The 14,101-nt window shown below is 59.5% G+C and carries 14 protein-coding genes; 9 read left to right on the top strand and 5 right to left on the bottom strand.

Going from position 1 to position 14,101, the window contains the following annotated elements:
• Positions 1-62 precede the first annotated feature (62 nt).
• From glmM to I2I01_RS12570, 4 genes are all read left to right on the top strand, one after another.
• Positions 63-1,460 (top strand): phosphoglucosamine mutase, encoded by a 1,398-nt coding sequence (gene glmM / locus I2I01_RS12585; protein WP_196286840.1) that lies wholly within the window; start codon positions 63-65, stop codon positions 1,458-1,460.
• Between the two features lie 154 nt (positions 1,461-1,614).
• Positions 1,615-2,778, top strand: coding sequence for a cysteine desulfurase family protein (locus tag I2I01_RS12580; protein ID WP_196286839.1), 1,164 nt, complete (start codon positions 1,615-1,617; stop codon positions 2,776-2,778).
• A 77-nt stretch (positions 2,779-2,855) separates the two neighbouring features.
• The gene (locus tag I2I01_RS12575) at positions 2,856-3,536 is read left to right on the top strand and encodes a hypothetical protein (RefSeq protein ID WP_196286838.1); all 681 of its coding nucleotides are present in this window, start codon (positions 2,856-2,858) and stop codon (positions 3,534-3,536) included.
• 8 nt (positions 3,537-3,544) lie between these two features.
• Positions 3,545-3,997 (top strand): PRC-barrel domain-containing protein, encoded by a 453-nt coding sequence (locus I2I01_RS12570; RefSeq protein ID WP_196286837.1) that lies wholly within the window; start codon positions 3,545-3,547, stop codon positions 3,995-3,997.
• A 151-nt stretch (positions 3,998-4,148) separates the two neighbouring features.
• Here I2I01_RS12570 and hemH read toward each other — a convergent pair whose 3' ends face one another.
• A complete protein-coding gene (gene hemH, locus I2I01_RS12565) occupies positions 4,149-5,195 on the bottom strand; it encodes a ferrochelatase (protein WP_196286836.1) in 1,047 nt (348 codons plus the stop codon).
• Between the two features lie 201 nt (positions 5,196-5,396).
• Here hemH and era point away from each other — a divergent pair, with 201 nt between their 5' ends.
• The 3 genes from era to I2I01_RS12550 all read left to right on the top strand — a co-directional run bounded on the left by era (position 5,397) and on the right by I2I01_RS12550 (position 8,224).
• On the top strand, positions 5,397-6,296 hold the full coding sequence (era, locus tag I2I01_RS12560) for a GTPase Era (protein ID WP_196286835.1): 900 nt from the start codon (positions 5,397-5,399) through the stop codon (positions 6,294-6,296).
• Between the two features lie 186 nt (positions 6,297-6,482).
• Complete coding sequence (gene der / locus I2I01_RS12555; protein WP_196286834.1) at positions 6,483-7,811, top strand: ribosome biogenesis GTPase Der; 1,329 nt, start codon at positions 6,483-6,485, stop codon at positions 7,809-7,811.
• A gap of 161 nt (positions 7,812-7,972) precedes the next feature.
• Positions 7,973-8,224 (top strand): hypothetical protein, encoded by a 252-nt coding sequence (locus I2I01_RS12550; protein WP_196286833.1) that lies wholly within the window; start codon positions 7,973-7,975, stop codon positions 8,222-8,224.
• Between the two features lie 55 nt (positions 8,225-8,279).
• On the opposite strand, the gene I2I01_RS12545 is transcribed toward I2I01_RS12550, so the two are convergent.
• From I2I01_RS12545 to I2I01_RS12530, 4 genes are all read right to left on the bottom strand, one after another.
• Entirely contained in the window at positions 8,280-8,870 is a 591-nt protein-coding gene (locus I2I01_RS12545) for a hypothetical protein (RefSeq protein ID WP_196286832.1), read from the bottom strand.
• 103 nt (positions 8,871-8,973) lie between these two features.
• A complete protein-coding gene (gene murQ / locus I2I01_RS12540) occupies positions 8,974-9,774 on the bottom strand; it encodes an N-acetylmuramic acid 6-phosphate etherase (RefSeq protein WP_196287572.1) in 801 nt (266 codons plus the stop codon).
• Between the two features lie 73 nt (positions 9,775-9,847).
• Positions 9,848-10,102: a cytochrome b5 domain-containing protein gene (locus I2I01_RS12535; RefSeq protein ID WP_196286831.1), complete on the bottom strand. Its 255-nt coding sequence runs from the start codon at positions 10,100-10,102 to the stop codon at positions 9,848-9,850.
• A 123-nt stretch (positions 10,103-10,225) separates the two neighbouring features.
• On the bottom strand, positions 10,226-11,377 hold the full coding sequence (locus I2I01_RS12530) for a formimidoylglutamase (RefSeq protein ID WP_196286830.1): 1,152 nt from the start codon (positions 11,375-11,377) through the stop codon (positions 10,226-10,228).
• 197 nt (positions 11,378-11,574) lie between these two features.
• On the opposite strand from I2I01_RS12530, the gene I2I01_RS12525 reads away from it, so the two are divergent.
• Positions 11,575-13,374: an AMP-dependent synthetase/ligase gene (locus I2I01_RS12525; protein WP_196286829.1), complete on the top strand. Its 1,800-nt coding sequence runs from the start codon at positions 11,575-11,577 to the stop codon at positions 13,372-13,374.
• A gap of 135 nt (positions 13,375-13,509) precedes the next feature.
• A complete protein-coding gene (locus I2I01_RS12520; RefSeq protein ID WP_196286828.1) occupies positions 13,510-13,989 on the top strand; it encodes a MarR family winged helix-turn-helix transcriptional regulator in 480 nt (159 codons plus the stop codon).
• Positions 13,990-14,101 lie beyond the last annotated feature (112 nt).

Here is a 14,101-nt window from a genome sequence, read left to right as displayed (position 1 = left end):
TAAATCGGGCGCCGCCAACCGGGCATTCATGCCTAATTTTGGTCTTTCAAAAATTCTACTGCGTGACTCTCATTAAATCAATATCCGGCATTCGCGGCACCATCGGCGGACCGGTTGGGCAAGGCCTGACGCCCCTCGACGTCGTGAAATATGCCGCCGCTTACGGCTCGTGGGTGAAAACCCAGGCCACGACTAGTAAGCTTATCGTGATTGGCCGCGACGCCCGTCTATCCGGCGACATGGTGAGCCGGCTGGTGGCCGCCACGCTGCAAGGCCTCGGCCTCGACGTGTGCGACCTGGGCCTGAGCACCACGCCCACCGTGGAAATGGCCGTGCCCGCCAAAAACGCGGCTGGCGGCATCATCCTCACCGCCTCGCATAACCCCAAGCAGTGGAACGCGCTGAAACTGCTGAACGCCAAGGGTGAATTCATCTCCGATACCGAAGGGCAGCAGGTGCTGGCCTCGGCAGAGAGTGAGGATTTTGACTTCGCGCCGGTGACCAAGCTGGGGCAGTACACGGTTGACAACACCTTCCTCAAAAAGCACATCAAAGCCATTCTGGCGCTGCCGCTGGTGGATGTGGAAGCCATCAAGGCCCGAAACTTCCGGGTGGTGGTGGATGCGGTGAACTCCTCGGGCGGTTTTGCGGTGCCGCAGCTGCTGGAAGCGCTGGGCGTGACAACCGTCGAAAAGCTGCACTGCGAGCCCACCGGCGACTTCGCCCACAACCCCGAGCCCCTGCCCGAGCACCTGCGCGACATTGCCAAGGTGCTGGAGCGCGGCGGCTTTGACCTCGGCATCGTGGTGGACCCCGATGTGGACCGCCTGGCGTTGGTGAGTGAAAACGGCGAAATGTTCGGCGAAGAATACACGTTGGTGGCCGTGGCCGACTACGTGCTGAAGGCGCTGGGCGGCGGCAACACTGTGAGCAACCTAAGCAGCACCCGTGCCCTGCGCGACGTGACCGAGAAGGCCGGCGGCCAGTACGCCGCCGCCGCTGTGGGCGAGGTGAACGTGGTGACCAAAATGAAGGAAACCAACGCCGTGATTGGCGGCGAGGGCAACGGCGGCATCATTTACCCCGAGCTGCACTACGGCCGCGACGCCTTGGTGGGCATTGCCTTGTTCCTGACGCACCTGGCTAAGTCGGGCCTGACCATGAGCCGGCTGCGCAACTCCTACCCGAGCTACTTCATCTCGAAAAACAAGATTGAGCTGACGCCGGAAATTGACACCGACAACGTGCTGGTGCAGATGCAGAAGCGCTACGCCAAACAGCCGGTGAACACGATTGACGGCGTGAAGATTGAGTTCGACAAAGAGTGGGTGCACTTGCGCAAGTCCAACACCGAGCCCATCATTCGCATCTACGCCGAGTCCGATTCGAACTCGACGGCCGATTACCTGGCCCAGAAAATTATCGGCGACATCAAAGAAATCATCGCCGTGAAGGCATAGGCAACCGGGCCCGGAACCACGTTCTGGGCCCGGCTTGCTTTGGGGCAATTGGTAGCCACAGAAATGGTTTCGGCCAAAAGCCCGAGGTTTGTGTTTTAGTACCCTGGTTCGGCGGGAGCACCCACTCCCAGCCGTTTCGCTTTTCCCTCATTCCATGGCCCTCACCCCCGCCCCCGCTTACGTTTATTTCGACAACGCCGCCACCACGCCGCTCGACCCGGAGGTGCTGGATGCCATGCTGCCGTTTATGCAGCAGCACTACGGCAACCCTAGCAGCCTGCACGGCCCCGGTCGGCAGGTTCGCGCCGCCATCGAGAATGCCCGCAAGACGGTGGCCCACCTGCTGAATGCCGCGCCGGCCGAAATCATTTTTACCAGCGGGGGCACCGAGGCCGACAACTACGCCGCCTTCGGCAGCGTGCGCACGCTGGGGCTGAAGCACGTCATCACCTCCAAACTGGAGCACCACGCGGTGCTGCACCCCTTGCAGGCGCTGGCCAAAACCGGCGAAGTGGAATTGCACTACGTGAAGCACGACGCGCAGGGCCGGCTGGATTTGGGGCACTTAGAGGAAATGCTGGCGGGGCAGTCGCGCACTTTCGTGAGCCTGATGCACGCCAACAACGAAATTGGTAACCTCAACGACATCGAAGCCATTGGCGAAATCTGCGCTCGCTACGACGCCGTGTTCCACACCGACACGGTGCAGACCATGGGCCACTACCGCCACGACGTGCAGCAGCTGAAAAACCATTTTCTGGTGGGTTCGGCGCATAAGTTTCACGGGCCGAAGGGCGTGGGCTTTATCTACACCCGCAGCGGCTTGCAGGTGAGCCCGCTCATTCACGGTGGCTCGCAGGAGCGCAACGTGCGCTCGGGTACTGAGAATGTGTACGGCATCGTGGGCTTGGCCAAGGCTTTGGAAATTGCGGTGCGCGACCTGGATGCCCACCATGCGCACGTGCAAAGCTTGAAAACCCGCTTTGTGGAAAAGCTGCGCGCCGAAATCGACGACGTGCAGTTCAACGGCCTCTCCGAGCACGCTGACCGCAGCCTATACACGGTGCTGAGCGTGAGTTTGCCCCCCTCGGCCATCAACGAGATGCTGCTCTTCAACCTTGACATCAGCAAGGTGGCGGCGTCGGGCGGCTCGGCTTGTACCAGCGGGGCGCAGGCGGGCTCGCATGTGCTCGAAGCCTTGGGCTGCGACCCCGACCGCGCCACGGTGCGCTTCTCCATGAGCAAAATGAACACCGCCGCCGAGGTGGACTACGCCGTGGCCGCGCTGGCCAAGCTCTACCGGCCGGTAGCGGTGTAAAAACACAAGGTGAGGCGCGCTGGTTTGTCGGCCGTGCGGGGCTGAATCCTGTGCAGCGGTTTTCTCGTTTGCCGAGCATGGCTGATATCAACATTCAACGCAAAAAAGCCTCGCCGAGCCCGTGGCTGCTGGTGCTACTGGCCGCTGTGGTGCTGGGCTTGGTGGCCTATTTTTTCCTGCGCCCCGACCCCGCCGACGAGCCCACGCCCTCGGTTGCTGTCCCGGAGGCGGCCGCACCCGTCACCACTCCCGATACGCTGGCCGCTGCTGCCGCCGTGGACCAAGCCACCCGCCGCGCCGCTATTGATGCCATTCCGCAGGGCGACACCGCGGGTAGCCAGGAAACGGCCGAGTCGCTGGCCAACCAGGCGGCGTCGGACCCGGCCGCGCCCGACTATGCGCGCAACGGCCTGCAGAAACTCACCGGCGTGCTCGTCGCCCTGGCTGACCGCGACGACCTGCGCGACGCCACCATCACCGAGCAGCGCGACAACCTGACCAGCGCCACCGACCGTGTGGGCGAGCCCGGCGCCAGCCTGCGCCCGGGGTTTGTGGCCGCCGCTAACCTAATGCGGGCCATGCAGCAAAAAGCGTATCCCAATCTGGAAAGTCAGGCCAATGAACTGACGCGCTTGGCTAGCCAGCTGTCGGGCCGCAGCGCCACAGCCGCCGACCAACAGCAGAACAAGCAATTTTTGACCAAGGCGGCTGAAGCCGTGCGTGAGCTCAGCGAACCGGCCTCTAATTCCTTAAATTAATTCCCGCCATGGAAGCTCCTGTTTTGCGCCGCCTGCGTGACCTCACCGATTTCGAAGTGGCCGACGACAACCCCGATGTGCGCGGCTGGACCGTGCGTGGCGGCGACGGCCAGGCCCTGGGCACCGTGTACGAGTTGATTGTGGAGCCCGAAGCTATGAAGGTGCGCTACCTCGATGTGGAACTGGATGGCCGCTTCCATATCAACGAGCACGAAAACCACATTCTGCTGCCCATCGGCGTGGCCGCCCTCGATGCCGACGATGACAATGTGTTTGTGCCCGCTCTCAATGCGGAGTCGGTGCTGAACTACCCGCCCTACGTCGAAATTCAAATCACCCGCGAATACGAAGAAGCCATGCTGCGGGCACTGGGCCAGGATGCGGCCACGGGCAACCCGCGGTTTTACGAGCAGGAGTTCTTCGATGCCGACAGTTTCTACAGCCGGCGGCGGGCGTCGTAGAAAAGAGCAACTAGTATTCAGAAAAGAACGGCATGCCGAGCGGAGCCGAGGCATCTTGCTTGTGGTAGTAAACCAATCGATTGAGTTACTACCACAAGCAAGATGCCTCGGCTCCGCTCGGCATGCCGTTCTTTTCTTGCTTTTCTGTAGACTAATTCTGACGAATCATATCCGCTACCGCGTCTACCCAATAAGGCTCCGAGTTCAGCGAGGGCACCAGCTGCCAGTGTTTGCCGCCGGCCTGCTCAAACATCTCTTTGAATTCCTCGCCCACTTCAATAGTCGTTTCTAGGCAGTCGGCCACGAAGGCGGGGGAGAAGGCCAGAACGTTATTAATGCCTTTGGCCGGGAATTCCTTGATGACTTCGTCGGTGTAAGGTTGCAGCCAAGGGTCGCGCAAACGGCTTTGCAGGCGGCTCTGGAAGGTGACGGTGTACTGGTCGTCGCGCAAGCCCAGTTCTTTGGCCAGCAGGCGCGAGGTGGCAAAGCACTGCGCACGGTAGCAGTAGCGGTTGTTTTTGTTGTAGCTGGCGCAGCAGGTGCCCAGCTTGCAGTAGCCCTTGAAGCTGCCCTTGAGCACGTGCCGCTCCGGGATGCCGTGGTAGCTGAACACCACGTGGTCGTAGTCGTGCCGGGCCATTTCGGCCTTGCCCCGCGCCGCGAAGCTGCCGATAAAACCAGGGTCATCGGCAAAGGTGCTGATGAAGTTGATGTTGGGCACTATCCACCAGTCTTTCACGATGTCCATCACCTTCTCCTGCACCGAGCCGGTGCTGGCCGAGGCGTATTGCGGAAACAGCGGCAGCACGATGATGCGGTCCACGGCCGCGTCACGCAGCTCTTCCAGCGCCTTCTCGATGCTGGGCTTCTGATAGCGCATGCCGAAGGCCACCACGTACTCTTTACCCAACACTTCTTTCAGCTTGGCCTGCAGGTCGAGGCCGTGGAAGAGCAGGGGAGAGCCCCGCTCATCGTCCCAGAGCTGCTGGTAGATTTTGGCCGATTTCGGTGCGCGCAGGGGCACTACAAGGCCTTGGAAAAGCGGGTAGCGCACGGCAGCCGGCATGTCAATCACACGGCCGTCGGTAAGGAATTCGTTGAGGTAGCGGCGCACGTCGGGCGTGCTGGGCGAGTCGGGCGTGCCGAGGTTGACGAGCAGAACGCCGATGCGGCGTGTGGGAGTAGCAGGGGAATTCATTAGAGCAAAGGTCCGAAGCAATGCGCAGATGGAAACATGCGGCGCATCAGGCAAACAGCTGTTTGCCGTCATGGTTTGGCATACCAAAACATAGAAAGCAGCCCAACGTTCCGCTTCTCTGTAGCCTTAGATAAAGGGTTACCTAGCTTTTGCGCCCGGAAAGCCGTACCTTTGCGGCCCTGATTATCAAACCCATCCCTCGTGAACCCCGAAACCAAACCCCACCGCGCCGGCTTTGTGAGCATCATTGGCAAGCCCAACGTGGGCAAGTCGACGCTGATGAATGCGCTGGTGGGCGAGCGGCTGAGCATCGTCACGAGCAAGGCCCAGACAACGCGCCACCGCATCCTGGGCATCCTCAACGGCGACGATTTCCAGCTGATTTACTCCGACACGCCCGGCATCATTCAGCCCAAGTACGAGCTGCACAACGCCATGATGAGCTTCGTGTACTCGTCTTTGGAAGATGCCGACGTGGTTCTGTTCGTGACGGACATCTACGAGAAGCACGATGAGGAGCCCGTGGTGGAGCGCCTGCGCAAGATGGTGGACACCCCCATCATCCTGCTGGTCAATAAAATCGACCAGGCCGAGCAGGCCGATGTGGAAGCCAAGCTAGCCTATTGGAAAGAGCAGCTGCCCAACGCCGCTGAGGTACTCCCTATCTCGGCCCTCAATGCCTTTGGCACTGAGCGGGTACTGGAAATGGTGCTCGAGCGCCTGCCCATCCACCCCGCCTACTACCCCAAAGACGAACTAACCGACAAGCCCGAGCGTTTTTTCGCCGCCGAAATGGTGCGCGAGAAAATTTTCAAGCTTTACAAAAAGGAGATTCCCTACAGCTGCGAGGTTGTCATTGAGGAGTTTAAGGAAGAAGACGCCATCATTCGCATTCGCGGCATCATCTACGTGGAGCGGGCCAGCCAGAAGGGCATTGTCATCGGCCAGGGCGGTGAGGCGCTGAAGAAAGTAGGCACCTGGGCGCGCGAGGAAATGGAGAAGTTTTTCCTGAAAAAAGTGTTTCTAGAGCTGCACGTGAAAGTAAACGAGAACTGGCGCACTGACTCGAAAGCGCTGAGCCGGTTCGGCTATCAATCTTAACCGTCATGCCGAGCGCAGCCGAGGCATCTCGCGTGCTATAGCAAATCAATCGTTAGACGAATGCGAGCGAGATGCCTCGGCTGCGCTCGGCATGACGGTCTACAAATACTTATTCCGACCATTTATAACTAAACAACCCCGGGCACTGCCGAATCTAGGTCGGGTCGGCGGCTGGGGCCACACAACATGTCTAAGCAGAATACCATCGCCATCGTGGGGCGGCCCAACGTGGGCAAATCCACGCTTTTCAACCGCCTCGTGGGCCAGCGCAAGGCCATCATGGACAATGAGAGCGGCGTGACCCGTGACCGCCACTATGGCTACGGCGACTGGATTGGCAAGAACTTCACCGTGATTGACACGGGCGGTTACGTGCACAATTCGGAAGACATTTTCGAGGGCGAAATCAACAAGCAGGTGAAACTGGCCATTGAGGAGGCCGATGTGGTGCTCTTCATGGTGGACGCCGATGCCGGCGTGCACGGCCTCGACGAGGAGTTTGCCAACGTGCTGCGCCGCTACCAGGGCCAGAAGCCCATCTACATCGTGGCCAACAAGGCCGACACTAACCTGCGCGCCAACGGCGTGGGCGAGTTTTATTCCCTGGGCTTGGCCGCCGACGAAATCTTCGCCATCAGCAGCCAGAACGGCCACGGCACCGGCGAACTGCTCGACCAAGTGGTAAGCCACTTCGAGGACCCCGGCGTGGAAGAGCCCGAGTCGGAAATCCCGCGCATTGCCGTGGTGGGCCGCCCCAACGTGGGCAAGTCCAGCCTCGTGAACCTGCTGCTGGGCGAAGACCGCAGCATCGTGACCGACATCGCCGGCACCACCCGCGACTCCATCTCGGCCCGCTACAACGCCTTCGGCAACGAGTTCATCCTGGTAGATACCGCCGGCCTGCGCCGCAAAGCCAAGGTGAGCGAGGACATTGAGTTCTACGCCAACATGCGCAGCCTGCGCGCCCTGGAAGAATCCGACGTGTGCATTGTGATGCTGGACGCCACCCGCGGCATTGAGGCCCAGGACGTGAACATCATCACCCTGGCCGACAAGAACCGCAAGGGCATCGTCATCCTGGTGAACAAGTGGGACTTGGTGGAGGACAAGCAGACCAACACCGCCAAAGAATTCGAGGCGAAAATCATGGAGAAGATTGCGCCCATTGCGTATCCGCCCGTTGTTTTCATCTCGGTACTCAACAAGCAGCGCGTGCACAAGGCCATTGAAACAGCCATTGAGGTGTACCACAACAAGCGCCGCAAGATTCCGACCTCGCAGCTCAACGATGTGATGCTGAAGGAGATTGAGAAGTATGGCCCGCCGGCCATTAAGGGTAAGCTGGTGCGCATCAAGTACGTGACGCAGTTGCCCACGCACAACCCGGTGTTTGCCTTCTTCTGCAACCTACCGCAGTACGTGACGGCCAGCTACACCCGCTACCTGGAAAATCGAATGCGCGAGCAGTTCGATTTCAAGGGCGTGCCGATTGGGATTGTGTTCCGAAAGAAGTAAGCTTTGAGGTGGTGAAGGGTGACCTCATAAAAACTTCACAAATTTTTATTCGGGGCGGGTTACCTCTACCGCGTGTGGGTATAAAGCCCCGAATCTGAAATTTTAGCTTGGCTAAAATCGCAGAAGTTGCTTGAAATCTCACCCCATAACAAAACCTCAAGATGAAAAAAGTATTGTTCCTCGCCCTGGCTGCTGCCTCGTTCTCGTTCACCGCTTGCGAAAGCAAGAAAGAAGAAGCTGTGGAGCAGCAGGCTGACAACGTAGAAGCTGCTGGCGAAGCCAAAGCTGATGCCATGGAAGACAAGGCTGACGCCGTACGTGACTCGGCCGACGCTAAGGCTGACAAAATGGAGGATGCTGCCGACAAGATGGCTCCTGCTACCGAAACCCCCGCTGAAGAAGTGAAGAAGTAATTTCTTCGCCTTCGGGCACAAAAAAGCCTCTCCGGCAACGGAGAGGCTTTTTTTATTAACCTTCTATTTCGGTTTCGGGTGCGCCCAGCCGGCGGTTCAGAATATTATCTATCACTTCGAACAGGCGGCGCGGCTCGTAGGTGCGCCAGGGCAGGTCGTCGAGCTGGCCGCCGAAATTGACGTAGTTGTCCACGTTATATTGCTTCATTTCGCGCTGCACGTGCTCCAGGAAGTTCACGCCCGCAATCCAGCCGTCTTCCACGTCCTCGTACCACTCTTCGTAGTACGAATCGTCGGAGCCGTGGAAATTGAACACGTTTTCGCCAATGAGGATGAACTTGCGGATGCCCTCATGGGTCAGAATATCAATGATATTCCGTTTAAGCTCCATGATGTCGTTCTCGATGGCGTCGTTCCACTCGCCAATGAATTCAAGCACGGCAATGCCCAACTCATAGTCGGCGAATAGAATTTTGAAAAACAGCGTGTCGGAGCCCAGGCTGTCCCACTGTGGGTGGATGTAGTAGCCGTAGATGGTGTTGGTGTAGGTGTCGAGGCTGTTTTCGGCTTCGAAGAGGGGCGAGCGAGGGTCTTCGGAGGCCGAGTATTGCTCAATCCAGTTGTAGTGCGGCTCGATGGTGTGCATGATAAAGGGCACACGCTGGAGCCTGTGCGTTTTTAGAAACGCGAAAAAGGCTGAATCGTTCGGCGCAGGAAATAAGCCCGTGAGACACAAGCCGAAGCTTTTGCTACGACTTAGTTGCCTCCAGTGCCGCCCGCACGCTGCCGTGCTGCTTCAGCAGTTGCACGGCTTCGGCTTCGGCAATGCCCAGCTCGTCCATCAGCATTTTCTCGCCGCGGTGCACCAGCTTCTCGTTGGTGAGCTGCATGTCGACCATCTTGTTGCCCTTCACCCGGCCCAGGCGGATGAACGTTGCGGTGGTGAGCATGTTCAGCACCAGCTTCTGCGCGGTGCCGGCCTTGAGGCGCGTGCTGCCCGTCAGGAACTCCGGCCCCGTCACCACTTCCACCGGAAACTCGGCGGCGGCAGCCACGCCCGAACCGGCGTTGCACACCACGCAGCCGGTGGCCAGGCCAGCGGCCCGTGCCTTATTAAGCCCCCCAATAACGTAGGGAGTGCGGCCCGAGGCAGCAATGCCCACCAGCACGTCTTTGGCGTTGATGTCGTGCTTTTGCAAGTCAATCCAGGCTTGCTCGGCGTCGTCCTCGGCGCCTTCCACGGCTTGGCGAATGGCACCGTCGCCGCCAGCCATGATGCCCACCACCAGCCCGGCCGGCACGCCAAACGTGGGCGGGCACTCCGAAGCATCCACCACGCCCAGTCGACCGCTCGTGCCCGCCCCGATGTAGAACAGCCGCCCGCCCGCGCCCAGCCGGGCCACAATGGCATCGACCAGCGCCTCAATCTGCGGCAGGGCTTTGGCTACGGTATCGGGCACTGTGTGGTCGAGCTTGTTCATGCCGGCCAGCAACTCGGTGGTGGAGAGGGTTTCGAGGTGGTTGAATTCGGAGGGGGCTTCGGTGGTCATCATAGAGCGTGGAACAGGCTTTTGCTTGTTCGGGGAATAAATTTTTCAGGCAATAAACAGGCAAGAGCCTATTCTACTGCAGGCGGCCAATTACCGGAAAATTATCGAAAACGTTGGCCGTGTGCGGGGCGTCCTTGTCCAGCTCGGCGGTGAGGTCCTGGCCGGCCCAGTGCTCGTAGTGGTTGCCGCGCTGCCAGAGCCGTGAGCGGGTCACATCATAAATCTGGCCCTGGTACGCCACCCAGATTTCGGCGCGGTCCTGGCCGTTGCGCAGGGCCAGTTGGCGGGTGGTGTAGGTGGGGAGGTCTTGTTGTTCTGAAACGGTCATGCTGAGCGTAGTCGAAGCATCTCTACCGCTTCGTTGGGATGGCATTGATTTACTGTTGCGGTAGAGATGCTTCGGCTGCGCTCAGCATGACGTTCTTATAAATCGTTCTTACAAACTGTTCTGCTAGCTCAGCAGCGCCTGCAGTCGAATCCAGCGTTGCGGCAAGTCGCCTTGCGAGGCGTTCAGGTAGTCTTCGTAGGTGCAGGGCACTACGCGCTTCACCGAGTTGTCGCCGAGGCGCTCCACTTCCATCCACCACTTCTCGGCGCGGCGCGATTTGTAGAAAACCAGCTTATCGGGGTTGCCGGGCAGCACCACGGTGTAGGTGAGGAAGCGGAAGGTGCCGAAGCCGGTTTCGGGCCGGCGGTGGTAGAAGCCTTCCACGAAGTACCAGAGCATGGTGGCCAGGGTGGCGGCGGCCAAGCCATTCACGTCCTGGTCGGTGCGGTAGCCGTAGAGGCCAAAGGAGCTGAGCTGCTCGTTGTGGCCGGCGTACCAGCACAGCTGCGTGGCCTCCTCGTTGCCGAGGCCGAAGGGGTAGGCGGGGTAGTAGCCGGGGGCGTCCTGCCAGCGGATGGCGGCAATGTCGACGCTCATGAAATCGGCCTGCCGGATGAGCGGCTCCGACAAACGCCGGTCGGCCCGCACTTCGCCCACGCTCATGGTTTCGAAGTGCATCTTTTCGAGCGCCACCAGCACCTCCGGCGGCGTGAGGTACTGCTGGTGGGCCAGGTGGGCTAGGCTGAACACGAAGTTGGGCTCATGCACCAGCATGCGGCGCAGGTGGCTGTCTTCGGGCGCGGTGCCGGGGCCGGGCTCGGCCATGTCGGGCCGCGAGTCGACCATGGCGAAGCTGATGGCGCGGTTCTGGGTTTCGTAGGCCAGGAACTGGCCGTAGTCGAGGTCGTGGCTGCCGCCGAGCAGGATGGGCACCGTGTTTTCCTCAATCAGGGCGGCCACAATCTCGCGCAGGCGCTGGTAGGTGTCTTCCAGCGTGAGGCCGGGGCGCAGGTTGCCGAGGTCGACGAGGCGCACGGCGCCGCTGCCTTTCTGCAGATTGTAGAAGCGGTGGCGCACCTCGTTGGCGCCGTGGCGGCTGGGGTGGCCGGTGCTGCTGCCGCGCCACTCGTCCAGCCCGATGAGGGCCAGGTCGGCAGCACGCCAGTCCGGAAACGTTTCGGTGAAGCGGGTGGCGTAGGCGGCCAGCGTGGTAGGCGCGGGCGTGGCGGCGGTCAGCGTTTCCGGCAGCGGGTCAAAAAACAGGGCCAGATTCATGAGGAGCGTAAATGCAAGCAGCCCAAAATTACACAGGAAAAGGCCGTTCGAGCGGTTTTTTGACCGTTTTTGCGGCTCGTTTGGTTTTTACCCGTATGAGCAAGCCTACGGACGGGCTCTTCGGCCGTAGCTTGGCCCGGAAAAAAGCTCTTTATTTAAGCTGAAATTCACCGCAACGCCTTATCTCACCCCACCCAATGGACGTTCGTCGCGCCTTCGATATACTACAGCACCAAATCGCCACCGCCCCCAAACCCGACGCGCTGGCTTCCAAGATAGACGGCCAGTGGGTGCCCATCAGCAGCCAGCAACTTCAGGACCAGGCCAATGCCGTCAGCCTCGGCCTCGTGTCGCTCGGCCTCAAGCGCGGCGACAAAGTGGCCATCATCAGCATGAACCGCCCTGAGTGGCTGATGGCCGACTTCGGCATCTCCCAAATCGGCGCCACCAGTGTGCCGATGTACCCCAGCATCACCGTCGAGGACTACAAATACATCTTCACCGATGCCGGCGTGCGAGCCGTGTTCGTGGCCGATAAAAAGCTGTTCGATAAAGTGAAGGAAGCCACGGAGGGCCTCGATATTCCCGCCGAAAACGTCTTCACTTTCGATAAAGTCGACGGCGCCCGCCATTTCGACGAACTGCTCGAAATCGGTAAAAAAGGCAACCCGGCCGACCTCGACCCGCTGAAAGCGGCCGTGGAGCCCGACGACCTGCTCACGCTCATTTACACGAGCGGCACCACCGGCAGCCCCAAGGGCGTGATGCTCACCCACGACAACATCCTGAGTAACTGCCGTAGCTCGCAGCGCTTTGTGCCCGTGACGAAGGACGATAAAGCCCTGAGCTTCCTGCCGCTCTGCCACATTTTCGAGCGCATGGTGACCTACCTGTACATGATAAACAGCGTGAGTATTTACTACGCCGAAAGCATGGACACCATTGCCGACAACTTGCGTGAGGTGCATCCGCAGATTTTCACCACCGTGCCGCGCCTGCTCGAAAAAGTGTACGACAAGATTGTGGCGAAGGGCCACGAGCAGGAAGGCATCAAAAAGAGTCTATTCTTCTGGGCTCTGGACTTGGGCCTGAAGTTCGACACCCAGAAAAACCAGGGCTTCCTGTACAACACGCAGTTGGCACTGGCCAACAAAATCATTTTCAACAAGTGGCGCGAGGCGCTGGGCGGCAACCTGCGCTGCATCGTGAGCGGCGGTGGCGCCCTGCAGCCGCGCCTGGCCCGGGTTTTCTGGGCAGCCGGCATTCGCGTGATGGAGGGCTACGGCCTGACGGAAACGTCACCGGTTATTGCCGTGGGCGGCTACGAGCCCGAAAACAACATGATTGGCACGGTGGGCCCGCTTATCGACAACATGGACGTGAAAATCGCCCAGGACGGCGAGATTCTGACCAAGTCGGCCTCCGTGATGAAGGGCTATTACAACAAGCCCGACCTCACGGCCGAAGCCATCGATAAGGATGGCTGGTTCCACACCGGCGACATCGGCGAGATGGTGAACGGCAAGTTTTTGAAAATCACTGACCGCAAGAAGGAGATGTTCAAAACCTCGGGCGGCAAGTACATTGCCCCGCAGGTCATCGAAGGCAAGCTCAAGGAAGACCCGCTCATCGAGCAGGCCATGGTGGTGGGCGCCGACCAGAAATTCCCCTCGGCCCTCGTCATCCCGTCCTTCCCCGACCTCAAGGGCTGGTGCAAGCGAAACGGCGTGCCTGACGCGCCCAATGAGGAGCTGATTAAGAATGAGAAAGTGGTAAAGCTCTACAAAGAGCTGATTGAGAAGTATAACAAGAGCTTCGCCCAGTGGGAACAAGTGAAGCGCCACGTGCTGCTGCCCACCCTCTGGACGGTGGAAAGCGGCGAGATGACGCCCACCATGAAGGTGAAGCGCAAGGTCATTTCGGAGAATAACAAGGACGTTATTGCCGACATCTACGAGCGGGCCGAGAAGGAGCCGCACGAGCGCACAGCGCACTAAGCAGCAGTAGCGCGGCTTTTTAGTATGCGAGTGGCAAGGCTCACTCGTGAACTAAAAGGCCGCGCTGCTTTTTTGTGAACTGTTATGCAAGCCGAATATATTTTTTCGTAAGTTTACCGCACTTACTCCCCGCCCATGAAACCTGAAGAAACCGTCGATTATAACATCAAAGTAGCCTGGCACGCCATCTCGCGGATGTATAACACCCAGGCGGCGCAGAACGATATCACCACGAGCATCGGCTTCGTGCTGCTGAACATCGACCAGGACAAGGGCACGCCGGCCACCAAAATTGCCCCGCTGCTGGGCCTCGAAACCCGCAGCCTCACCCGCATCCTGCGCAGCATGGAGGAGAAGGGCCTCATCTATAAGCAGGGCGACTCGGTGGACAAACGCTCGGTGCGCATTTTCCTGACGCCGCTGGGCCTAGAGAAAAAGGAGGTTTCGCGCCAGACGGTGCGGCACTTTAATCTAAAAATCCGCGAAAAAATCCCGCAGAATCAATTGGATGTCTTTTTCAAAGTAGCTGCCCAGATTACGGGCATGATTGAGGGCAAGGCCTTGTTTGAAGACTTCGTGATTAAGCCGTTGCGTACGGAAGCTTCGGCTTCCTAAAAAAGACCAAAACTTAGAACGTCATGCTGAGCGCAGCCGAAGCATCTCGCGTGCAGCAGTAATTAAAGCCATTGCAACGAAGCGGGCGAGATGCTTCGGCTGTGCTCAGCAT

Source organism: Hymenobacter properus, from assembly GCF_015694735.1.
GTDB classification, from domain to species: domain Bacteria; phylum Bacteroidota; class Bacteroidia; order Cytophagales; family Hymenobacteraceae; genus Hymenobacter; species Hymenobacter properus.
Note: the sequence above shows the minus strand (reverse complement) of the source record. Positions and strands in the feature narration are given on the sequence as shown.